The 22,128-nt window shown below is 44.0% G+C and carries 17 protein-coding genes; 10 read left to right on the forward strand and 7 right to left on the reverse strand.

Annotated features, from left to right (window positions below; translation table 11 throughout):
• Positions 1–4 precede the first annotated feature (4 nt).
• The 4 genes from LC20001_RS11790 (at position 5) to LC20001_RS11805 (ending at position 3,806) form a co-directional block, all read left to right on the forward strand.
• The gene (locus LC20001_RS11790; protein ID WP_003678831.1) at positions 5–1,480 is read left to right on the forward strand and encodes a LutB/LldF family L-lactate oxidation iron-sulfur protein; all 1,476 of its coding nucleotides are present in this window, start codon (positions 5–7) and stop codon (positions 1,478–1,480) included.
• Positions 1,477–2,184: a LutC/YkgG family protein gene (locus LC20001_RS11795; RefSeq protein WP_010012068.1), complete on the forward strand. Its 708-nt coding sequence runs from the start codon at positions 1,477–1,479 to the stop codon at positions 2,182–2,184. Before LC20001_RS11790 ends, LC20001_RS11795 begins: the two co-directional genes overlap by 4 nt.
• Positions 2,185–2,301: 117 nt before the next feature.
• Positions 2,302–2,793: a hypothetical protein gene (locus tag LC20001_RS11800; RefSeq protein WP_003678827.1), complete on the forward strand. Its 492-nt coding sequence runs from the start codon at positions 2,302–2,304 to the stop codon at positions 2,791–2,793.
• Between the two features lie 353 nt (positions 2,794–3,146).
• Positions 3,147–3,806, forward strand: a complete 660-nt coding sequence (locus LC20001_RS11805) for an RAD23 family protein (protein ID WP_225358720.1) — start codon at positions 3,147–3,149, stop codon at positions 3,804–3,806.
• Between the two features lie 193 nt (positions 3,807–3,999).
• Here LC20001_RS11805 and LC20001_RS11810 read toward each other — a convergent pair whose 3' ends face one another.
• The 3 genes from LC20001_RS11810 to LC20001_RS11820 all read right to left on the reverse strand — a co-directional run bounded on the left by LC20001_RS11810 (position 4,000) and on the right by LC20001_RS11820 (position 10,375).
• Complete coding sequence (locus LC20001_RS11810) at positions 4,000–5,436, reverse strand: glutamate synthase subunit beta (protein WP_010012070.1); 1,437 nt, start codon at positions 5,434–5,436, stop codon at positions 4,000–4,002.
• A 21-nt stretch (positions 5,437–5,457) separates the two neighbouring features.
• Positions 5,458–9,912 carry a glutamate synthase large subunit gene (gene gltB, locus LC20001_RS11815; protein WP_010012071.1) on the reverse strand — a complete coding sequence of 1,485 codons (4,455 nt, stop codon included), beginning with the start codon at positions 9,910–9,912 and terminating at the stop codon, positions 5,458–5,460.
• 247 nt (positions 9,913–10,159) lie between these two features.
• A complete protein-coding gene (locus tag LC20001_RS11820) occupies positions 10,160–10,375 on the reverse strand; it encodes a hypothetical protein (RefSeq protein WP_010012073.1) in 216 nt (71 codons plus the stop codon).
• A gap of 246 nt (positions 10,376–10,621) precedes the next feature.
• Here LC20001_RS11820 and LC20001_RS11825 point away from each other — a divergent pair, with 246 nt between their 5' ends.
• A complete protein-coding gene (locus LC20001_RS11825; protein ID WP_003677462.1) occupies positions 10,622–10,987 on the forward strand; it encodes a hypothetical protein in 366 nt (121 codons plus the stop codon).
• A gap of 192 nt (positions 10,988–11,179) precedes the next feature.
• Here the strand turns inward: LC20001_RS11825 and LC20001_RS11830 are convergent, their stop codons facing one another.
• Together LC20001_RS11830 and LC20001_RS11835 are read right to left on the reverse strand one after the other, a co-directional pair.
• Complete coding sequence (locus LC20001_RS11830) at positions 11,180–12,340, reverse strand: cation:proton antiporter (protein ID WP_003677459.1); 1,161 nt, start codon at positions 12,338–12,340, stop codon at positions 11,180–11,182.
• A gap of 106 nt (positions 12,341–12,446) precedes the next feature.
• Positions 12,447–13,334, reverse strand: a complete 888-nt coding sequence (locus LC20001_RS11835; RefSeq protein WP_010012075.1) for a hypothetical protein — start codon at positions 13,332–13,334, stop codon at positions 12,447–12,449.
• A 255-nt stretch (positions 13,335–13,589) separates the two neighbouring features.
• Here LC20001_RS11835 and LC20001_RS11840 point away from each other — a divergent pair, with 255 nt between their 5' ends.
• Positions 13,590–14,249, forward strand: coding sequence for an HAD-IA family hydrolase (locus LC20001_RS11840; RefSeq protein WP_010012076.1), 660 nt, complete (start codon positions 13,590–13,592; stop codon positions 14,247–14,249).
• On the opposite strand, the gene LC20001_RS11845 is transcribed toward LC20001_RS11840, so the two are convergent.
• Entirely contained in the window at positions 14,224–14,868 is a 645-nt protein-coding gene (locus LC20001_RS11845) for a GyrI-like domain-containing protein (protein WP_010012077.1), read from the reverse strand. The genes LC20001_RS11840 and LC20001_RS11845 overlap by 26 nt on opposite strands.
• An 81-nt stretch (positions 14,869–14,949) precedes the next feature.
• On the opposite strand from LC20001_RS11845, the gene LC20001_RS11850 reads away from it, so the two are divergent.
• From LC20001_RS11850 to LC20001_RS11865, 4 genes are all read left to right on the forward strand, one after another.
• Positions 14,950–15,306, forward strand: coding sequence for a DUF488 domain-containing protein (locus LC20001_RS11850; RefSeq protein ID WP_010012078.1), 357 nt, complete (start codon positions 14,950–14,952; stop codon positions 15,304–15,306).
• 222 nt (positions 15,307–15,528) lie between these two features.
• On the forward strand, positions 15,529–15,930 hold the full coding sequence (locus tag LC20001_RS11855) for a nuclear transport factor 2 family protein (RefSeq protein ID WP_010012079.1): 402 nt from the start codon (positions 15,529–15,531) through the stop codon (positions 15,928–15,930).
• A gap of 95 nt (positions 15,931–16,025) precedes the next feature.
• A complete protein-coding gene (locus tag LC20001_RS11860) occupies positions 16,026–16,733 on the forward strand; it encodes a helix-turn-helix domain-containing protein (RefSeq protein ID WP_010012081.1) in 708 nt (235 codons plus the stop codon).
• Positions 16,709–17,608: an IS3 family transposase gene (locus LC20001_RS11865; protein WP_139026548.1), complete on the forward strand. Its 900-nt coding sequence runs from the start codon at positions 16,709–16,711 to the stop codon at positions 17,606–17,608. Before LC20001_RS11860 ends, LC20001_RS11865 begins: the two co-directional genes overlap by 25 nt.
• 70 nt (positions 17,609–17,678) lie before the next feature.
• Here the strand turns inward: LC20001_RS11865 and LC20001_RS11870 are convergent, their stop codons facing one another.
• Positions 17,679–21,992, reverse strand: coding sequence for a 2-hydroxyacyl-CoA dehydratase (locus LC20001_RS11870; protein ID WP_010012084.1), 4,314 nt, complete (start codon positions 21,990–21,992; stop codon positions 17,679–17,681).
• Positions 21,993–22,128 lie beyond the last annotated feature (136 nt).

Consider the following 22,128-nt stretch of genomic DNA (forward strand, 5'->3'; position numbering starts at 1 on the left):
TATCATGGGACTTAAAACAAGTACTTTACCATTTAAAGAACGTATTGCAGCGTCAGCGAAGGATCAATTTGCCCACGCTTCAATCGCCAAAGCACAGGATACACAATACAATAAGCGTGAAAATGCCCGCGCTGAGCTTGGCCATTGGCAGGATTGGCGTAAACTAGGGCAATCGATCCGCCAACACGTGATCCAGTACTTACCGGACTATCTGGAAGAATTTAGTGATAATGTTGAGAAGCGCGGTGGTAATGTTTTTTTTGCCCAAACCACTGAAGAAGCCAATGACTTTATTTTAAACGTGATCAAGGAACAAAATGGCCATCACGTGGTCAAATCAAAGTCCATGGTCACCGCTGAACTCGATTTAGACAAAAAACTGCAAGCATTACCGGACGTTTCAATTTTAGAAACAGATTTAGCTGAATTTATTTTGCAGGAAGACGACTGGGATGAACCATCACACATCGTCTTTCCCGCTATCCACAAAGATCGTAATCAAGTCCAAACGATTTTTAAGAAATTAGGTTACGACGGTGACAATGATCCAGAGCACATGGCACGCTTTGCTCGTAAATATCTGCGCCAACGCTTTTTGGAAGCTGACGTTGGCATCACTGGCTGCAACTTTGCAATCGCTGATTCCGGCATTATTAACCTAGATACCAACGAAGGCAACGCCGACTTAGCTGATTCGATCCCGAAAACACAGATCGTGGTGATGGGAATGGAACGTTTGGTACCCAGCATGAAAGAAGCCGAAATTTTGGATAATATGTTGGCTCGTTCAGCAGTTGGCCAAAAATTGACCACTTATGTGACTTTTGAAGGCCAGCAAAGTGTTGGTGAAAGTGATGGACCAGAAAACTTTTATGTTGTCGTGCTCGATAATAATCGTTCGAAAGCTTTAGGCACCGAATTTCAAGAAATCCTGCAATGCATCCGTTGTGGTGCTTGCCTTAACGTTTGCCCAGTTTATCGGCAAATTGGTGGTCATGGCTATGGTTCGTTATACCCTGGCCCAGTTGGTGCTGTCTTATCGCCAATTTTAGGTGGCTATGAACAATTCGGTGAGCTGCCTTTTGCCTCCAGCTTATGTGCTGCTTGTACCGAAACCTGCCCCGTATTGATCCCACTGCATAATTTATTGATCAAACATCGTGAAGTCGAAACGGATCGTCTGAAAATGATGCATGGTTTCAACGATTTCCAAATGCGCGTGGTCGGTAAAGGCACGGCCTCACCGTTTCTATTTAAGGCGGCGCTACGCTTCAAGCATTTTGGCTTGTCGCCATGGACACACCAAAAACCAGTTACCGCGACTAATTTCTTTGCGTATAACGGCGCAATGATCACTAAAGGCCCCGGGATGGTCGGCGGTTGGACCGATGTTCGTGATTTACCAGCACCACCAAAGCATCGTGATGATTTCCGTGTTTGGTTCAAACAACATAAGCAGCAAGGAGGTGCGCCCAAATGACGATTCAAAATCGCGATAAATTCTTAGACCATTTGGCTGAACGCTTAGGTCAACCCCGCCACCAATTAGCGGATCACCCTTATCAGCAACTCAACGATCTGCCGCAACAAACGCTTAGTGATAAAACTCCTGCTGAGCTGCTGGCTTTAGCGCGAAAAACTAGCGAAGCATTACCGGTTACTTTCTATGAAGTAGCGGCAGTGGAATTACCCCAACTACTAACCGATTATGTGGCTAGTAAAGGCGGTGGACCACTATTGCTACCAACTAGTGAACATTTTGCTGACTATAATTTAACCGACTGGCAAGCTAGTATTGCTGCAACTGAAACAGTCAATTACTGGCAGCCCGAAGCAGAGCGAGCAACTAATTTAAAAGCTGCGGAAATGGCAAATATTAGTCTTAGCTTTGCTGATTTTCTATTAGCTGAATCAGGAACGATCACGGTCAGTACTAATCCTGGTCAAGGGCGTGCCCTGCATTTCTTGCCGACTCATTACCTCAGCATCGTTCCCCGTTCACGTATCGTGGCACGCTCGACCCAAGCCGTTGCCTGGTATGAACAAGAACGCCAAGCAGGCCGCTTAGATAGTTCAGCGATTCATTTTATCACTGGCCCCTCAAACTCTGGTGATATTGAAATGCAATTAGTCACTGGCGTTCACGGTCCACTAGACGTAACCTATGTTGTCGTTGATGATTAATGAATAGTTCTGGTAGCTATTTTATGCTGCTGGAACTGTTTTTTTCGATTTAAATTTAACAATTCGCCCTAAATCAGGTAAACTTACTTTATATTCAGTAGAAAATGAGGTTATTCAATGGCAACTCAAACATTAAGCCAATTAGCAGATTACTTAGAAGCACATAACGACAAAATCAAAATCGGCGAAGAAAAATTTGATCCCCAAACTATTTATGCAGCGCTTGATCAATTAGCTATCTTGGCTAAACCAGTACAAGATTACTTTACGATCAGTGAAGATGATTATTATGAACAAGAATCTGATCATCTCTTAACTCTGCAAGATGGCAAAAAGCCATTAGGCGAGCTGCAAGATCGAATCATCGTGACCCATACTGATGGTGAGCTTAGTGCCGGCGACTTGCGTTACACTTACGCCCACGAAGACGCCTACAGCACCGGCTATGATGTACAAACCGATTTGCATATTTTAACTTATGGCTTAGAAGTCATCGGGGCAACTGATCGTTTAGATCATGCACAAGTCCAAAAGACATTAGCTAAGGATGCAGTCCTCAGCTTAGCTTTGGCAGCTAAGGCAGTCAATGATTGGCAAGCAACTAAATAAGTTCTATTTTACGTGCTTGCATGTATCTAAAAAAGCGTACTTAGAAAAATCAAATTTGGTTTTCTGGGTACGCTTTTTCTAGTTAAAACAGTTTTCAGAAAGCATTCGATATTTCAATTTATTTTCAGAAAACCATTAACATCGTCCGCAAAGGCTTGTAGGGTATATAGGTTGACCTTTTTCTTGGTTTAGTAACTTGGCGAATAGCCATAGTTAGTTAGGAGTAAATTATTAAAATGTTTTTCTGGATCACCAGCATCATCTTATTACTATTGTTTGTAACTTTGATCACACGTACCGCACTCATACACCCAGCATCCCTATCAATAAGGGCTTTCTGCACTCGTAAACACTTGGCCACAACACATTTTGTCTTACTCGCATTGCTAATGCCGCTATTATTGCATAATTCAAATGTCGCCGCCCAAAATGATAGCTTCCAGGCGCAGCGAATTAGTGACAAAAAGATAACAACCAAGAAAATCAGCAATAAAAAATCCATAACCAAGCAAACTGTTGATCAGGCGGCCACAAGTCAGGCAAGTGCCAGCACTCCTGCTACGCAAACAGCAGAATCAACAGAACAAGTAGCCAGTCAAGCGACTACTTCAACTGTAGCGGAAACGCAAAACACGACAACCGCACAATCAACTACACCAGTTACGCATTCAGGATTCACTCTAGGTGGGGTCGATTTCCCGATTGTTTCATTTTCTGGTTCAGGTCACGTTCCTGCTGACGGTAATGTTTATTCATGGAGCCAGTTAGCCAATCATTACTTGATTGAATATCAAGGTACTGCCCATAATTACATTAGTTCAGCAACTGTCGGCGCAACGGTATACGTTAATGGACAGGCTTATCGTATCTCCGAAGTGCTACCCTGGGTCGACTACAACAGCGCCTACAATGTATTGTTATCCCACCGTGTTACTGGCGGTATTTCCTTTCAAACTTGTGAAACAACTAGTGCCGCTTCACCACTGCGTTTATTTATCGCGGTGCCAGCGTAACACCAGTGATCACAACGGAGCAAAACCAGCGATCGTTTAAAATAGCTTAAATCTATGGATGTGCCTATAAATTATGGGTGCATCCTTTTTTGTTACTTTTCCCGTACTGAATTGAAACCTGACCCTCAAAAACAATACAACAAAAAAGCCGCATCCAAAATTACTGGATACAGCTTTTGCTAGATAATTAGTACTAAGCTTGTGCGGCCACAACGGCTGTGATCGACTGAGCCACAGCTTCGGCACAAAGACGGCCTTCGCGGATCGCCCAGATCACTAGACTAGGACCACGCCGGGCATCACCAGCAACATAGACTTGATCAACGTTGGTATTATAGCCATCGTAAATTTCGTTAACGCCAAATTGATCAAATACATCCGTTGCCGCACCAGTGAAACCAAGTGCCAATAATACTAGATCAGCCGACATTTCTTGCTCCGTGCCCGCAATCGGCTGAAACTGTTTAACTTTGCTGGTAGTTAAACTAGTCACCTGACCATCGGTACCATTAAAGGTGGTTGCCGTAGTTTCGTATTGTGTGATCACATCACCAAATAATTCCTGTGCTTCTGCCTGACCGTAGCCATACTTGGTTACCCGCGGCCATTCGGGCCAGGGATTATCCGCACTACGCTCAGCCGGTGCTGCCGCAGTGATCTCCAACTGCTTAACGTCGGCCGCACCTTGCCGCACCGCAGTGGCGATGCAGTCATTACCAGTATCGCCACCGCCAATCACGACGACTTTTTTACCGGCTAAACGCTGTGTTGCCGCAGTACCATTAGCCACGACGGCCTTAGTCGCTGTGGTCAAAAAGTCAACCGCCAGTTGAACCCCATTTAGTTCGCGGCCTGGTGCTTTAAGATCGCGCGCTACACCTGCACCGATCGCCAAGATCACGCGGGTAAATTGCTGCCGTAATTCGTCAGCGGTAATATCCTTACCGACCGTTGTATTAACGACAAACTTGATGCCGACTTCTTTCATCAAATTGATTCGCCGCTCAACAATCGTTTTCGGTAATTTCATATTCGGAATGCCGTACATCGCTAGACCACCCGGACGGTCGCTACCTTCAAAAACGGTCACACTGTAACCGAGCTGGTTCAACCGCCAAGCAGCTGCTAAGCCTGCTGGGCCGCTACCAACCACGGCAACTTCGATGCCATTTCGGCTAACCGGTAGGCCACTTTTTTTGACCCAGCCATGCTTAAAGGCTTGCTCGATGATGAAGCGTTCGTTATTACGAATTGTGATTCCCTGGCCGTTTAATGCTTCATTACAGGACACTTCACATGGTGCTGGGCATACATTACCAGTGAAATCAGGTAGTGAATTAGTCAGTGTCAACCGTTCAAACGCCTTTTTGTCCTCGGCACGATAGATCAAATCATTCCATTCCGGAATCAAGTTATCATTGGGACAGCCGCCAACCGCGCGCCCACCACCGTAGAAAAAGCCAGAATGACAATGAGGAACGCCACAGTTCATACAGCGAGCGGCCTGACGCCGACGTTCTTCCTCAGGCAAGGTTTCTTCTAGCGCTTTAAAATCGTGTACCCGCTCAAAAATCGGTCGATACGTATCGTTACGGCGGGGGTATTTCATAAAACCAAATGGATCAGCCATATTCTATTCACTCCTTCCTATCTAAATCGTCTCGCCAGTGGCGATTGCAAAGGCTTTTTCGGCCAACTGTGCCTTTGGTGTTCCTTGGGCAGCTAATTCCGCCATAATTTCGTTCATATGACGGAAGTCTTGTGGGTAAACTTTAACAAAATGTTGTCGCTCGTTTTCCCAGTCCGCCAAAATTACCTTGGCTTTAGTCGACTCCGTATAATAAACGTGTTTCTCCAACAATTTCTTCAAGATACTGTCGTCGCCAGTTGCACCCACTGGAAATAGCTCAACCATTTCCAGATTACAGTTAGCCGCAAACTTAGCCGTTGGGTCGTAAACATAGGCGACCCCGCCAGACATCCCAGCACCAAAATTACGTCCGGTACTACCTAAAACAACCACTGTACCGGCAGTCATATATTCGCAACCATGATCACCAATGCCCTCAACAACAACATCAGCGCCTGAATTACGCACACAGAAACGCTCACCCGCGCGACCATTAAAGAAGGCCTCACCGGATGTGGCGCCAAAGCAAGCAACATTACCAACGATCGGTGTGGTACTGTATAGCTGCTGAGCTTTAGCTGGTGCTTGCACGATCAAACGACCGCCGCTCAAACCTTTACCCACATAATCATTAGCCTCACCGACTAATTTCAGCTCTAGCCCTTGCGTCATAAAAGCGCCAAAACTTTGACCAGCGACCCCAGTATATTGATAACTGATCCGCCCAGCTGGCAACGTTTGATTACCAAAGCGTTCAGCAATCCAACCGCTAATACTACCGCCAACTGTCCGCATCACATTATTGATCGGTGCGCTAAGTTCAGTCGACTTGACTTCCTGCAGTGCCTGCGTCGCAAATGCATCTAATTCTGGCTGTTGTGCCGGTGTCGCTAATGGCTCATTTGACTTACGCTCAATGCCGATCGATGTGCTCAAAATACGGCTGAAGTCCAATGATTTAGCTTTACCTTTAGCCACAAATTTCGGTTGTAAATGTTCAGTATGACCAACCATTTCGTCAACGGTCCGATAACCTAAAGTCGCCATTTGTTCACGCAGATCTTGGGCCAAATAACGCATGCAGTTCATCACATGTTCTGGCTTACCAGCAAAGAACTTACGTAGGGCTGGATTCTGCGTCGCAATCCCAGTGGGACAAGTATTCAAACTGCAGACCCGCATCATGATGCAGCCAATTGACGCCAGCGTTAATTGCGCAAAGCTAAACTCTTCAGCACCAAGCATAATCGCAACAGCAATATCACGGCCCGTCATTAATTTACCATCGGTTTCCAAGGTTGCTCGCTGCCGCAAACGATTTAAGGCTAGGGTTTGATGAGCTTCAGCAAGTCCCATTTCCCACGGTAAGCCCGCGTCACGTACTGAGTTCCGTGGGGCTGCGCCTGTGCCGCCATCGTAACCCGAGATCACGACTTTATCGGCACCAGCTTTGACTACCCCAGTGGCAATCGTGCCGACACCCGTGCTAGCAACTAATTTAACCGTCACTTTGGCGTGCGGATTGACTTGCTTCAAATCAAAGATCAATTGCTTCAAATCTTCGATTGAATAAATATCATGATGCGGTGGCGGTGAAATCAAACGCACACCAGGCACCGAGCCACGGATTGCCGCGACCCACGGATAGTTCTTCAATCCCGGTAATTGACCGCCTTCACCTGGCTTAGCGCCTTGGGCCATTTTGATCTGAATTTCTTCAGCACTCATCAAATATTCAGTATTTACGCCAAACCGCGCCGATGCGACTTGCTTGATCTTGCTATTTAAGTTACGACCATCCGCTCGCGGCTTGAAGCGTTCCCGCTGTTCGCCACCTTCACCAGAGTTACTTTTAGCGCCTAACGCATTCATCGCTGCCGCAATTGTTTCGTGGGCTTCTTCAGATAATGAGCCATAACTCATCGCCCCTGACTTAAAGCGTTTAACGATCGCACTGACTGGCTCAACCTCACTTAACGGCACCGGCGACTTAGTCGAACTGATCGTCCACAATGAACGTAACGTTGTCGGACTGGCTAACTCCTCTTCATGCATTTCCTTGGCGTATTCTTGATACAACTTGTAGTTGCCACCACGTACAGCCTGTTGGAATTTATATAACGTCATGGGATTATACAAATGGTGCTCGCCTTCAGCGCGGAACTTAAAGCTACCGCCGGATGGTAATGGATCATGTGCTTTCGGTCCGTAAGCACGAGTGTAACGCGCCAAATATTCCTGCTCGATCTGTTCTAGGGATAGGCCGCCGATTCGGCTAGGTGTGCCGGTAAAGTAGCGTTCAACAACTTTTGACGACAGGCCGACCGCTTCAAATAACTGCGCACCTTGATAACCCGCAATGGTCGAAATGCCCATCCGGCTCATGATCTTGATAATACCCTTTTCACAGGCTTGACGGAAAGTTTCCACATGATCAGCTAACTGATAAGCACCGAGTGTGGCGTATGCGCCATATGGATGGATCGCGGATGCCCCATAACCGATCAATGCAGCAAAATGATGGACTTCACACGCTTCACCAGTGTCGACGATAAGCGAGGCTTGACCGCGCTTGCCTTTAGCGACTAAATAATTATTTAAGCCGGCAACTGCCAGTAAAACTGGAATGATCAATTTATCCTCAGTCGCACCGCGATCGGTGAGGATCAACAATGTAGTCCCCGTATCAACGGCCGCTTCCGCTGTTTGGAAAAAGCTATCCAAGGCCTGTTCTAGCCGATTAGGCCGTGCTTTTTTGTCATAGCATAATGAGATCTCAGTTGACTTAAAATCTGGCATATCCAAATGCCGCAGCCGTTCAAAATCAGTTGAACTGAGCATTGGGGTCGCTAACTTGATCTTCTTAGCGTTAGCGGCAGTATCAGTGGTCACATCAGCGTCACGGCCAATAAATAATTCCGTCCCGATAACCAACTTTTCACGGATCGCATCGATCGGCGGATTCGTGACTTGAGCAAATTGTTGCTTGAAGTAAGTAAATAAAGATTGGGGTTTATCGGACAACACTGCCAGTGGTGAATCGAATCCCATTGAAATGATTGGTTCCTCACCATTTTTAGCCATCGGTACAATGGCTTCACGAATAATGTCATCGGTATAACCGTGACGCCGCCATAACGTTTGCAACGCTTCCGGTGATAGATTCTCGGTCACATCGGCTTGGGGCAAACTGTTTAGCGTCAGCTGATTGTCATGCAACCATTGACTATAAGGGTGTTGTTGCGCATAATGCGCCTTTAATTCTGCAGTGTGGTAGAAGCGTCCCGCAGCAGTATCAACTAAAATCATATCGGCAGGGCCAAGGATACCCTTTTCAGCAATGTCTTCAGGCGCAATATCCACCGTTCCCGCTTCAGAAGCAACGACTAACAAATTATCTTTAGTCAGTAAATAACGCGATGGCCGTAAACCATTACGATCCAACGCCGCACCAACTTGTACCCCATCAGTAAAGCACAACGCTGCGGGACCATCCCAAGGCGCAACAAAACTGGCGTTATATTCGTCAAAGGCACGCTCATCATCAGGTAATTTGACCGCGTCACCCCAAGCTTCCGGAACCATCATCATCAACGCTTGCGGAATATCACGCCCGTTGCGATAAAGGTACTCCAAACAGTTTTCCAACTTAGCTGAATCGGAATCTTCTTCGTTATAAACTTCAATATCGTGACTGGCCATCCAATTTTCAGCACCTTTTAACGTGTTGATCTCGCCGTTGTGGGCGAGAAAACGGAATGGTTGCGCCCGTTCCCAACTTGGAAAAGTATTGGTTGAAAAACGTGAATGGATCAACGCAATATTAGTTTGCATCGCCGGATCATGTAAATCAGGATAGAATAACCCAACTTGATAAGCGTGCAACATACCTTTATAGCACAATGTTTGGCTAGACAAGCTGACAATCGCAAATTCATCCGCCGCAAACGTTTTTTCTAATCGACGCCGCAATTGATACAAAGCATCCTCAAATGGCCGCCCCGCTGGTATATCATGGGGCCGTGCCACTAAAACTTGGGCAAAACCAGGCATAACGCGTTGCGCCGTCGGACCACAATTTTCGTAGACGTAAGGCACCGCACGCGTTCCCAATACAGCAAAGCCCGCGTGGCCAATCTCAGCTGTGACCGCCGTCAACTCAGCGGCTTTATCAGTCGGTGTCTGGGGCAAAAAGAACATCCCCACTGCGTAATCACCAGCTGGCGGTAACGTTAAGGCTTGTTCTTGTGCATATTTGCGAAAAAATGCATCGGGTAATGCCATCAAAATACCAGCACCATCACCGGTATCAGGCTCAGCCCCAGTACCGCCACGGTGATTCATCCGCGCTAACATGGTCAACGCTTGTTCAATTATCTGATGACTACGCTCCCCAGTTACCTGGGTAATAAAGCCCATCCCACAAGCCGCGTGCTCATAGCGCGGTTCATAGAGGGTCTGTTCACGATCTATCATGAAATCCCACCTCGGGTTCGCTAAGATTAGAATATTTTAATTTTTATCTCATTTTAATAGTCATTTTCATAATAATCAAGTTTTTTCAGAAAAAAACATGATTTATACTAGTACATCGGCCTTTATAAATCACATATATAAGGTATTTAGCACCTATAAATAAAAAGTGACTAAATGAAAATAAATCTCATTTAGTCACTAAATAATAAATGTAGCGAATCAAAAAATTGATCCGCTACATCATCTTTCATGATTCACTTTGTACGAATTGTTTGGCCCGCACAGCTAAGCGCTTGATACGAATACAAAATTGTAACACAAACGTTAGTAACGCGCCGCTCACGATGAGAATAAGATCACCGAGAAAAATAATAACTGAAACAAAGCCAGCAAATAGATGTGCCGCCGTTAAATAAATCAGTCCGGCAACAATCAATAAGCTAACAAGCACGAACATTGTCATGCTGATTCATCCCCAATACTCAAACTATTAAAAAAATAGCTTTCTGAACAATACCTCTATTTTAACATGTTTTCTGATTTTAGTATAATTCATATAGAATCTAAACAGAAACTGACTGTTCATCCAAACGTTTAAATTGTACGTGACCGCCGGTTTTGCATATAATGAGTCTATAAACAGTTGATTTTTATTAGGCTCGTACGCAATGTTCAATGAGCTACTACTATTTTGAAAGCAGGTGCCACAATGAAACTTTATCAAGCTTTGACTCAAGTGACGCTTAATGATCAATTAGCCGGTCAGGCCACTAATTTCCACGTAACACTCGACACGGCTAAACCATTGTATCATGACCTACCAACGTTATATCACTATATCGATAGTGTCTTAAAGCCCGGCGCGAGTCACAAAGACAACAATTTAAAATATGTCAGCGACCATATTTTTATTCTCGAAAACTTTGATTTTGACGCACATGAGTTTACTCGAGAACTCAAAACGCCCGATGCACAAGCCACGTTTGCCTACAATTTAGTTCAAGATTTGAATCGCCATTTGACGATCAATTTAGATTTACTAGAGCAAGAAGTCCAGTTACTGTTTGCTAACTAGAATCCTTTCTGCCTTATTTGGGTCACTTCATTCACTTTTATGACAATAACCGCAGTTTCATCTTCTTATTTTAATCACACCTAGTATGGCATAGTTGCTATAACTCGTAACGATTTTAACTTACTGAATATTATAATTACGAATTAAAAATCAGCTCGCATAAATTGAGCTGATTTTTTATCATCTGTATCTCTATTTACTTGCTGCCAGCTGTCGTGCCGCCGCATGTTTCAGTAAAAATGGTGCTGCTAAAGTTGTCAGTACGATAACAATGATCGTTGCCGAGTAATACTCAGGAACGATCAGTTTAGCCTGATAACCGATCTGTGCAATAATCAAGGCCATCTCGCCCCGTGATACCATCCCCGCACCAACCGTGTAACTGCTAGCAAGATCGAAGCCAGCGATCCGTGCACCTAGTCCACCACCAATTAATTTGGTCAGAATCGCCACAATTGTCAGTGCGACAATAAACCACAGCGCCGAGCTCATCCCTTTAAAGTCCATCTCTAAACCAATGCTAACAAAGAATACCGGAATAAAAACGGCATACCCTATCGGCTCAACGTTGTGATCAATCTCAGCTTTATAAGGTGTTTGTCCAACCGCAATACCAGCGAAAAACGAACCAACCACTGCTGATAAACCGATCAAATCCGCTAAATACGCCATACTTAAGCAAACGACTAGCGACATGATCGTTACTGCTGAGCCAAGTAAAAAGCGCTGCGACAGATGCATCAAAAATGGCGCGATCCATTTGACCACGAAATAAATACCAATAAAGTAAAGAATCTGTTCAGCGAAGCCCACTAATAAGCTAGGCGTATTGCTACCAGTGTTTTCACCGCTCAAGCTAACAAAAACACTTAAAATAACCACGCTTAAAACATCATCGACTACCGCTGCTGCTAAGATCGTAGTTCCTTCCTTACTGTCCAGCAATTTCAATTCACGCAGAACTTCCACCGAGATCGAAACCGAGGTTGCCGTGAAGATGACACCCATGAAAACTGCCAGCAATAACGAAAAATGGAACCAAAGACTGACTAAAGTCACTAGACTTAACGGAAATACAACACCAACTAGTGCAACCCAGATGCCCGGCCGTAAATACCGTCGTAACAAGCCGATGTCACTTTCCAAGCCAGCCATAAACATCAATAAGATCACACCGATTTCGGAAAAATCATGGATAAAACTGCTTGGCTGGATCCAGCCTAATATCGCCGGTCCTAAGACGATGCCAACTAATAATTGGCCAATCACCGCCGGTACGCCAATTTTGCGACTAAAATGTCCGGCTAATAAGGTAGTGACCAAGATCAAACATAAAATACCTAAAAATGCCATACTCGCTTCCTCCTCTAATAATCAACAAAAAAGCAGACGCCAAGCCAGCCCTCCTCACCCTAGAAGGGACCGTCTTGAAAGCATCTGCTCCAACCGTCTAAACTATTTAATTTTTACGCCGTTTACGGCCTAACAAACTGATCAATAAAGCGATAATTCCGAGTCCCATCAAGATATAACTTGGTACGGCATAACTATTTAATACCGCATTACCGATTGCCGCCGCTGCAGTACTAAACGATTTAGCTGCGATCGCCGCAATTTCTATGATTCCGGCAGCGGAAACCCCAAAGTAACCGATAAAGACGATCACGCCGCTGACCAACGCAATCCAACCAAACTGCTTAGCAAAACGGAAAACGTTGTGATCCAACCATAGTAAGGCAAGCAGCAGTATAACCGTCAAAATCGTGGCACCCCAGAAAACACCGGTGACCAGGCTCCGAACTGTCTTAACTTCTTGTGTCGCTTGAGTCACTTGCGGAACATTCAACTCTTTAGTCAGCCGAGTCTCCAATGTATTAGCCAGCGCATTGACAGCTGTGCTAGTCGTACCTAGATCAGCTAAGGCGGCACTTTGCTGACTTAAACTTGAGGTCAACTTAGTTTTAGTGTGCGCAACAATATGGCTGACTGAAACCGGCTGACTCGTTCCTGCCAACAGATTACGCACCGTTTGATCCAAATCTTGCTGCGCAGTTTTAGCGGTTACCACTTGTGGCGCAATGCTACTCGGCAAGCCGTTATCAGTTACCACATTAGCCAACTCAGCATTAGCGACTTCGGCTAGTTGCTTACCAGCATCAGTTTTATCTAACTCGGTCACTAAATAATCAGCGTTAAAAACACGCTGCTTAGCGACGCCAGTTCCTACAGCTAACAATAAACTGATCACCGCTAAAATACTCAATAGTACCGCCAAACCACCATGACGCTTCGGCGGTGCCGCAATCACATTCTGCCGCCGTGATTGATTTCTACTTGGTAAACTCATAAAAAAACTCCTATTCCACAATTAAGGTCAATCATCTATAGCCTGATCAACAACTTTAGATACATTCACCCGTTCAATTCAGTGCACCCAATATTCTCTACATTAGTTTAACACGTTATGCCAATTTCTGAAAAAACACGTATACTTATTATAGCAAACAAAAATATATTACGCGCTTAGTTACCTGCGTAAACTTAATCAATAGAAATTAGACACACGTAATAATTATTTCATCATGACCTTAGGAGGCTTCGCATGCTACAAGCACTTTTCTTCGATCTCGACGGTACCCTCACTGATTCACAGTTGGGAATCGTTAATTCAATCAAATACTCATTAAATAAATTACAGCTACCAGAATTAGATGACGCGACTTTAAAGTTATTTATTGGACCACCATTACTGGCTTCTTACCAAAAGTATTGTGGTCTCAGTGCCGTTGATGCGCAACAAGCTTTATTAGCGTACCGCGAGTATTACACCGATAAAGGCATTCTGGAAAACAAAGTTTATGCTGGAATTCCTAGTGCACTTGCACAACTACAACAAAATTATCAACTTTATATCACCACGTCAAAGCCAGAATTATACGCACAACAGATCAGCGATCACTTTGCACTCAGTCAATATTTCACGGCAATTTATGGCGCCAGCATGGATGAAACCCGCGCTGGTAAAAGTGAGATTATCGCCTATGCCCAAACCGAAACTGGCTTGGTGCATGGCCAGAACTTGGTCATGGTCGGTGATCGCGAAAATGACATTAATGGGGCCCATGATCATGGTCTGCAAAGTATTGCCGTCACTTATGGCTTCGGCTCCCAAGATGAATTAAGCGCAGCGGTACCGAGTGCTTTTGCAACGGCGCCAACTGAATTACCATCGATCGTTAAGCAGTTGGAGCGGCCACTTTAGCCACAGAGACCCGCAGAATAGTTTTCAGTTTTTCCGGCGCGGTACGCCGAAAATCCGATAAATAAATCTCTTTATGTGCCAAGCTGGTCCGCCGGTAGCCGGCTGAATCTAAGTAGGTTTGCAGTTTAGCGAAGCTGGCTGGTTCATTATCAAATGGCCCTACATGTAATTGCATTGCCACTAGTCCTTCACTGATAGTTTCTAGATTCAATTTGGGCACCAAATCAGTCGGAATTTTAGCTGCAGCTAACTCCTTAGCTTGCGCAAAAACAGTTGGCGTCACAAACTCAGGTTGTTTTAGCATCATTTTATATTGCAGCATCTCTTTGTGATCCTTAACCTCACCACTAAAGCCAGCTGGCAATGTCCAGAAAGCTTCCAAAGGAAACACGGTGTAGTCAAATGCGCCCGCAAAATTGATCGCCTTTTTCGGCGCCATTTTAATGGTATAACTGATTGCATATAAGGCGGCGATTCGGCGGCTAAATTCTGGTTGATTGGGATCACCCTGGCCAGTTATTGTGATAAAATTCTGCGGACTAAGTTCAACGATACTTGGTTTTTGTCGTGTCGGATAAATTGCTTTTTCTTGTTTGCGCCATTCATACTTTTCACTCATGCAAGGCAACCACCTTTGTTGTTTTATTTATTATAGCATATTTAGAACGTACGTTTGCCATTTAACGAAAGGAGTTCATTCATGCAAATCAAATTAGAACGAATCTATACTAAAACGGCTGATCATTCCGGTTATCGGCTTTTAGTTGACCGATTATGGCCGCGCGGAATCAGTAAAGTCAACGCCGCGTTAGATGATTGGAATAAGGCGATCGCACCCTCAAATGACTTACGCAAATGGTTTAATCATGATGTTGCTAAATACCCTGAATTTCGCCGACGTTATCTAGCCGAATTAGCAGCCAATCCAGCCACTACTGATTTTTTAAATACGCTGAAACAGCATGCAATCGTGATTTTTCTATTTGGTGCCAAAGATGAACAACATAATCAAGCGGTTGTATTAAAAGAATACGTTGAAAAGCAAAATAACGCCTAACACTAGGCGTTATTTTTGGATTGCGCGAATGATAGTAATTGCGGATCACGCGCCGGCGGATTCGTCGATAATTCAGTCAATAAAATCATAAAAGCTGCCGCATTAGCCTAATGTGAAAATTTGTGAAATCATGTAAATTTTGACTACCCTTCAATAAATTTTTACCGTATAATTTAGTTATGAAAACGTTTTCTCTGTCAATTTAGAAAGCAGGTCAACCCAATGAACAAAGCACAAGCTACACAATTTATGACGGTACTTTATCGTGATGTCATGAGCCGCTTTGCATTAGATAAATTAGACCAGTATTTCACTTCCAATTATCTTCAAACCACTAATGGTCAACAATTAAATTACAGCCAAGTCAAGCAACACTTAGCCAACTTACAACAGAATCTCGACCATTTAGTTTTTAGTTATTTTCATGATGTGGTTTTTGACGAAGCTACCCAAACGATCACCGTAGCTTACCAACTAACCGCAACACAACATAATGGCCATCAGGCACTAGCTGAGGTGATCTCAATTTTCACTTTTACCAACGACAAGCTTTCGCGTTGTCATGAATTGATAATTCCCTTAATGCAGGATGACCGCAGTTTTATTGATTTAGCCACTAAATGAAGACAAAACAAAAAACGTCCAATTAGGATATACTCCTAGTTAGTTGGACACGGAAATAATTAAAATTCTGGTCTAACAAACTAGGAGTATTTATTTTGGCTAAACATTATAGTGTAGAGGAAAAGATTGAGATATTGTCCTGCTTAGATAAAGGCTGGGGTATAACTGAGGTTACCCAATACCATGCTCTATCTACAAGTACCGTCGAACTTTGGAGACATCAGTATCAACTTAAAGGTATTGATGGACTTAAACAAAGGAAATACACCCACTTCTCTCAAGCGTTTAAGCAAAAGGTTGTCCTTGAATATCTCAATACAGATACCTCACTACCGTTCCTACGTGACAAGTACAATATATCCAATAAATCTGTCATCTATCAGTGGGTAAAACTGTATACTAGTGGTAATAAATTAGAGGCCACTAGGAGATCTGAGATGAATAAAGGAAGATCAACCACTCTCAAAGAGCGGATAGAAATCACAAATTGGGTTATTGCACATGATTATGACTATAGTGGTGCCATGCGTAAGTTCAACGTTTCATATGGTCAGGTATACAGTTGGACTAAGAAGTTTAAGAAAGATGGTCCCGATGGACTCATTGATCGCCGCGGTAAGGGGAAATCTGAAAATGATTTACTCACTACGGCTGAAAAGCAGGCACTGGAAGTTAAGCGACTAAAGGAGCAGGTAACTTACTTGTCTACAGAAAATAATCTTTTAAAAAAATTACAGGAGATAGAAAGAAGGGATTCCAAGAGAACAAATATCGTGCAATTAAAGAATTATCGCAGAAAGTAGATGAAAGAAGTGGAAAAGTCTTCAGTGTAGCTCTGAGCTGCCAACTTATGCAAGTTGCACGTTCATCTTACTATGCCTGGTTAAACCATGTTCCATCGAAAAGGAATATCGATGATCAAGGCATCCTAGATTACGTCATTCAATTAGAAGAAGCACACAACTATATCTTTGGGGTAAATCGCTTAGTGATGCATGTAAATGATGATACACAATATCATGTATCCAATAGTAAAATGCGACGAATCATGAGAGAAAATAATATAGTAGCTTCAATTAAGACCAAACGTAAACCAAGGAAAAATCGTAAAGAAGAAATTATCAGTAAAAATTTACTACTGAACGAAGACTATACGCACAACTTTAAGCCCGGGTACGCTAATAAATATTGGGTTACAGACTGTACCGAGTTACTCTATGGCATTAATAATCAGTGTAAGCTTCGGCTCAGTGCAATAAAGGATCTGTATGACCATTCGATAATTGCGTGGATGGTAGATGATACAGAAACCGCAAAATTGGTAACAGAGACATTTAAGTTAGCGATTGAGAATGAACCTGGTGCAGTACCTGAAATACTGCACAGTGATCGCGGTAGCGGATATGTGTCAGGGCTGTTTAACACTACCTTATCGGCTGAAGGAGTCTTGCATAGTATGTCGCGACCGGGAGAACCAGGTGATAATAGTTCAATTGAGAGCTTCTGGAGCCATATGAAAGAAGAGTACTTTAGGTTCCACACTTCAAACACAAAGCAAGAATTAATAGACAACATAGCAGAATTTATGAACTGGTATAACAATGAACGCCGACAAAGCACACTAAAAGGCATGACTCCGAAAGAATTTCGAAATCATGCCTCAAAAAATATTGCCTGATTTTAATTATTTATCTGTCCACTTGACACGGAGTAGCTCCATTATGGGCGTTTTTGTTTACTTTCATTTTTTAAACTTGTGAACCAACCGTAGAGAGTTTTTGGCCACTATTCACCGGTGTAACAACAGTTTGTTGTGTGGCCAAGTTTTTGTTGGCAGTTGCTAACATTAAACGGATACGGTTCAACTGATTAACGATCGAAACACCAGGATCATAATCGATTGGTGCAATATTAGCCTGTGGGTACTGGTGGCGTAATTCTTTGACAACGCCTTTACCGACGACATGATTTGGTAAACAGCCGAAGGGTTGCATACAGATAATGTTGTCCACTCCGCCTTTGAGCAACTCGATCATTTCACCGGTTAAGAACCAGCCTTCACCAGTTTGATTGCCTAATGAAAGGATCTTGCTAGCATCATCGGCTAAGCTTTCGATTGCGGCGATACCCTCAAAACGACTAGAAGCGGTCAACGCTTTTTGCAATGGCTTTTCACACCATTTGATCAGTTTCAACGCCATTTCAGCTAAAACTTCTGACTTTTTAGCAAAGCCGAATTGCTGGTAACGGTAGATCTGATTGTATAACGAATAGTTCATAAAGCCAACAATATCGGGAACAACGGCTTCAGCGCCTTCGCGTTCAAGCAAACGGACAATATTATTATTGGCAATTGGTGAGTATTTGACTAAAATTTCGCCAACGATACCCACTTTCGGCTTATTCAATTGTTGCAACGGTACCGTGTCGAAATCACGGACGATTTGTTGCACGTTGCGCTTAAATTCGTGGAAATTGCCTTTGATCACACTCGGCTGAACTAATTTCAACCATTGATCATGCATTTTATCAATCTCACCAGGCGTTTTTTCGTACGGCCGTGTGCGATAAACCACCCGTTCAAATAAATCGCCGTACAAGAAGGCTAACGCAACTCGTTTCAACAATGGTAACGTCAACTTGAAGCCAGGTGTTTCTTCAACACCCTGATTACCTAATGACATGGAAACCACTGGCACCTGGGCAAAACCGGCATCCTTTAATGCTTTACGAATCAACGGAATGTAGTTAGTCGCCCGGCAGCCACCACCAGTTTGGGTCATCATTACAGCAGTATGATCAAGATCGTACTTACCACTCTGCAGTGCTTCTAACATTTGACCAATGGAAATAATGGCTGGGAAACAGGCATCGTTATTGACGAATTTCTGGCCTTCATCAATCGCATGATGGTCATCAACTGGCAAATTGACCACGTTGTAACCAGATGCTTGCAAGGCCACATCAACTAAACCTTGCTGATGGATCGGTGACATCATCGGCATTAACAATGTATATTTATCTTTACGCATATCTTTGGTAAACTGTACGGGCTTTTCATCTTCATGTAACTTCTCGGGCATGATTGCACGCCGACGCCGTTCAGCGACTGCTGCCTTTAATGACCGCAACCGAATCCGGACAGCGCCCATGTTTGTCCCCTCATCAATTTTCAAACAAGTGTACAAACGATTGTATTGGGTCATGATTTCTTCGACCTGGTCGGTATCAATCGCATCCAAGCCACAACCAAAGGAGTTCAACTGGACAAATTCCAACTGTGGGTCCCGGGCAGCAACCCGTGCTGCAGCGTACAACCGTGAATGATACACCCACTGATTAACCACGCGTAAGCCTTTGACATCACCTAAATGTGCGATCGAATCTTCGGTTAGTACATGGAAGCCTTCAGCGGTAATGATCTGTGCGATCCCATGATTGATCTCGGGATCCAAATGATAAGGGCGACCAGCTAGAACGATTCCACGCTCGCCAGTTTGTTTTAACATCCGCAGTGTATCTTCGCCACGGTCTTGAATCTGTTGTTTGAAATGTGCTAATTCAGCGTAACCAGCATCCAAAGCAACTTTAACTTCAGCTTCAGTCACACCAAAATCTTTAAAAGTTTCATACAAGTTACGCGCAGTCGACTCACGATCACCCAAGTTCAAAAATGGATTACGATAATCAACCTGACCCGCACGAATCTCGTCCACATTATTGCGGATCACATCAGGATAGGATTGTACGATGGGGCAGTTAAAATGGTTCTGTGCGTCTTTATTTTCTACACGTTCATAGACGATCCCAGGATAGAAAATCGTATGAATACCTTTATTGATCAAAGCCTGTACATGACCGTGGACCTGTTTAGCTGGATAACAAACAGTGTCACTAGGAATAGTTTCGATCCCAGATTCAAATTGCTTTTTGCTGCCTTTTGGTGATAACACTGCGCGAATCCCTAATTTAGTAAAGAAAGTCTGCCATAATGGATAATCCTCATACATATTTAGTACCCGGGGAATACCAATCACGCCGCGAGCTTCCTTTTTACGTAATGGGCGATAGCCGAACAATAGCTTATATTTTTCTTGAACTAAATTAATTTTACCGTTGTCCTTCGGTACTCGCTGCTTCATCCCACGAGCTTCACCGCGTTCACAGCGATTTCCGGTGACAAAGCGACGACCGTCACTACAAATCGTGATCGTTAAGGCACAATTATTTTCGCATAAACCACAATGCATGAATTCCTTTTTAAAGGTCAAGTTTTGCATATCTTTGGTATCAAGTAAGGTCGTTTCATCGCCTGTTTCATAGGCAGTTTCAGCAATCAAAGCTGCACCATAAGCACCCATTAAACCAGCAATATTCGGCCGGATCACTTCACGACCAGAGATCTGTTCAAACGCACGCAAAACAGCTTCATTATAGAAAGTACCACCTTGGCAGACAATGTGTTTGCCTAAATCCTCGGCCCGACGCAATTTAATAACTTTAAACAAGGCATTCTTGATGACTGACATCGATAAACCAGCTGAAATATCGCCGATCGTGGCGCCTTCTTTTTGCACCTGCTTAACCTTTGAGTTCATGAAGACGGTACAACGTGAACCAAGATCAGCTGGGTGTTGAGCCAATAACGCTGCCTGCGCAAAATCCTTCACACTATATTTCAACGAAGTGGCAAAAGTTTCGATAAACGAGCCACAACCAGAAGAACAAGCTTCATTTAACTTGATCGTGGTCAGCGCATTATTTTTAACTGTCATTGCCTTCATATCCTGGCCGCCGATATCTAAAATAAAATCAACATCAGGCTGGAAGAAATGGGCAGCCCGATAATGGGCCACTGTTTCGACCTCACCGAGATCAACTTTTAGCGCATTCTTGATCAAATGTTCGCCGTAGCCAGTCACACAAGCTTTACCAATCGTGACATCAGCCGGTAATTTAGCGTATAAGTCAGTCAAAATGGCTTCTGTTTTCTCTAGCGGCGCACCATCATTGTTATCGTAATAAGTGTACAGCAATTTATGATCAGTGCTCATTAAAGCAACTTTAGTTGTTGTGGAGCCAGCATCGATCCCCAGAAAAGCCACACCATGATAACTAGCCAAATCACGGGTTTCAACTTTGGCTTGAGCATGGCGCTTACGAAATTCCTGTAACTCGTCATCATCTTTAAATAATGGCGTCAACGACCGTGATGGCCGCATGACCCGATCGTCACCATGTTCCAAACGATCAAGTAAAGTCACCAAGTTGATTTGCGGCTGTTTTTCAGCATATAACGCTGCGCCTTTGGCAACAAACAGCTGGGGATCACTTGGGAAGACCACATCTTCAGGCGCCAAATTCAATGTATCAATGAACCGCGCCCGCAACTGATCCATAAAGTATAGTGGCCCACCTAAAAAGGCGACCTTACCTTTAATTTTATGACCAGACGCCAAACCAGCGATAGTCTGATTGACCACCGCTTGAAAAATACTTGCTGCAATATCAGCTTTACGTGCACCATCGTTGATCAAAGGCTGTACGTCAGTTTTAGCGAACACCCCACAACGTGATGCGATTGGATAAATCGTTTCAAAATCCTTGGCCATTTCATTCAAGCCGTTGGCATCCGTTTTTAATAGTGTTGCCATTTGATCGATAAATGCCCCAGTACCACCAGCACAACTACCGTTCATTCGCTGCTCTAGCGATGCGCCAAAGAACGTGATCTTCGCATCCTCACCACCGAGTTCAATACTAACGTCAGTTTGCGGAATCAACGTTTCGACCGTTTTAGTACAAGCAATAACTTCCTGCACAAATTCCAATTGTAACAAGTTGGCTAGCCCCATACCACCAGAGCCAGTGATCGTAAAAGCAATCGGCGTTGTCGGTGCAATTTCCTGAATCGCTTCCTCTAAGATCCGTTTACTCGCCGCTTTTACATCCGAATAATGCCGCTCATAACGGGCAAATATTGTTTGCTGCGCCGCGTCCATAATGACCAACTTAACCGTCGTCGAGCCGACGTCAATGCCACCATAAAGTTTCTCCGTCATCGCGAAATCCCCCTTAAATCAGAGTGTTAAAAAAGACGCTTAGATTATGGAACATAACCTAACTTGACAATAAGATACACGCAGTGATCGTTTGCCAAGCGTAGTTATGTGGAATAATCTGTCTTTTTTAACACGT

Source organism: Loigolactobacillus coryniformis subsp. coryniformis KCTC 3167 = DSM 20001 (assembly GCF_002706425.1).
Taxonomy (GTDB): domain Bacteria; phylum Bacillota; class Bacilli; order Lactobacillales; family Lactobacillaceae; genus Loigolactobacillus; species Loigolactobacillus coryniformis.

Excerpts from the sequence above, each read along its gene's own strand:
- LC20001_RS11790 (WP_003678831.1), top strand. The coding sequence starts at position 5 with ATGGGACTTAAAACAAGTACTTTACCATTTAAAGAACGTATTGCAGCG.
- LC20001_RS11795 (WP_010012068.1), top strand. The coding sequence starts at position 1,477 with ATGACGATTCAAAATCGCGATAAATTCTTAGACCATTTGGCTGAACGC.
- LC20001_RS11800 (WP_003678827.1), top strand. The coding sequence starts at position 2,302 with ATGGCAACTCAAACATTAAGCCAATTAGCAGATTACTTAGAAGCACAT.
- LC20001_RS11810 (WP_010012070.1), bottom strand. The coding sequence starts at position 5,436 with ATGGCTGATCCATTTGGTTTTATGAAATACCCCCGCCGTAACGATACG.
- gltB (WP_010012071.1), bottom strand. The coding sequence starts at position 9,912 with ATGATAGATCGTGAACAGACCCTCTATGAACCGCGCTATGAGCACGCG.
- LC20001_RS11820 (WP_010012073.1), bottom strand. The coding sequence starts at position 10,375 with ATGACAATGTTCGTGCTTGTTAGCTTATTGATTGTTGCCGGACTGATT.
- LC20001_RS11825 (WP_003677462.1), top strand. The coding sequence starts at position 10,622 with ATGAAACTTTATCAAGCTTTGACTCAAGTGACGCTTAATGATCAATTA.
- LC20001_RS11830 (WP_003677459.1), bottom strand. The coding sequence starts at position 12,340 with ATGGCATTTTTAGGTATTTTATGTTTGATCTTGGTCACTACCTTATTA.
- LC20001_RS11835 (WP_010012075.1), bottom strand. The coding sequence starts at position 13,334 with ATGAGTTTACCAAGTAGAAATCAATCACGGCGGCAGAATGTGATTGCG.
- LC20001_RS11840 (WP_010012076.1), top strand. The coding sequence starts at position 13,590 with ATGCTACAAGCACTTTTCTTCGATCTCGACGGTACCCTCACTGATTCA.
- LC20001_RS11845 (WP_010012077.1), bottom strand. The coding sequence starts at position 14,868 with ATGAGTGAAAAGTATGAATGGCGCAAACAAGAAAAAGCAATTTATCCG.
- LC20001_RS11850 (WP_010012078.1), top strand. The coding sequence starts at position 14,950 with ATGCAAATCAAATTAGAACGAATCTATACTAAAACGGCTGATCATTCC.
- LC20001_RS11855 (WP_010012079.1), top strand. The coding sequence starts at position 15,529 with ATGAACAAAGCACAAGCTACACAATTTATGACGGTACTTTATCGTGAT.
- LC20001_RS11870 (WP_010012084.1), bottom strand. The coding sequence starts at position 21,992 with ATGACGGAGAAACTTTATGGTGGCATTGACGTCGGCTCGACGACGGTT.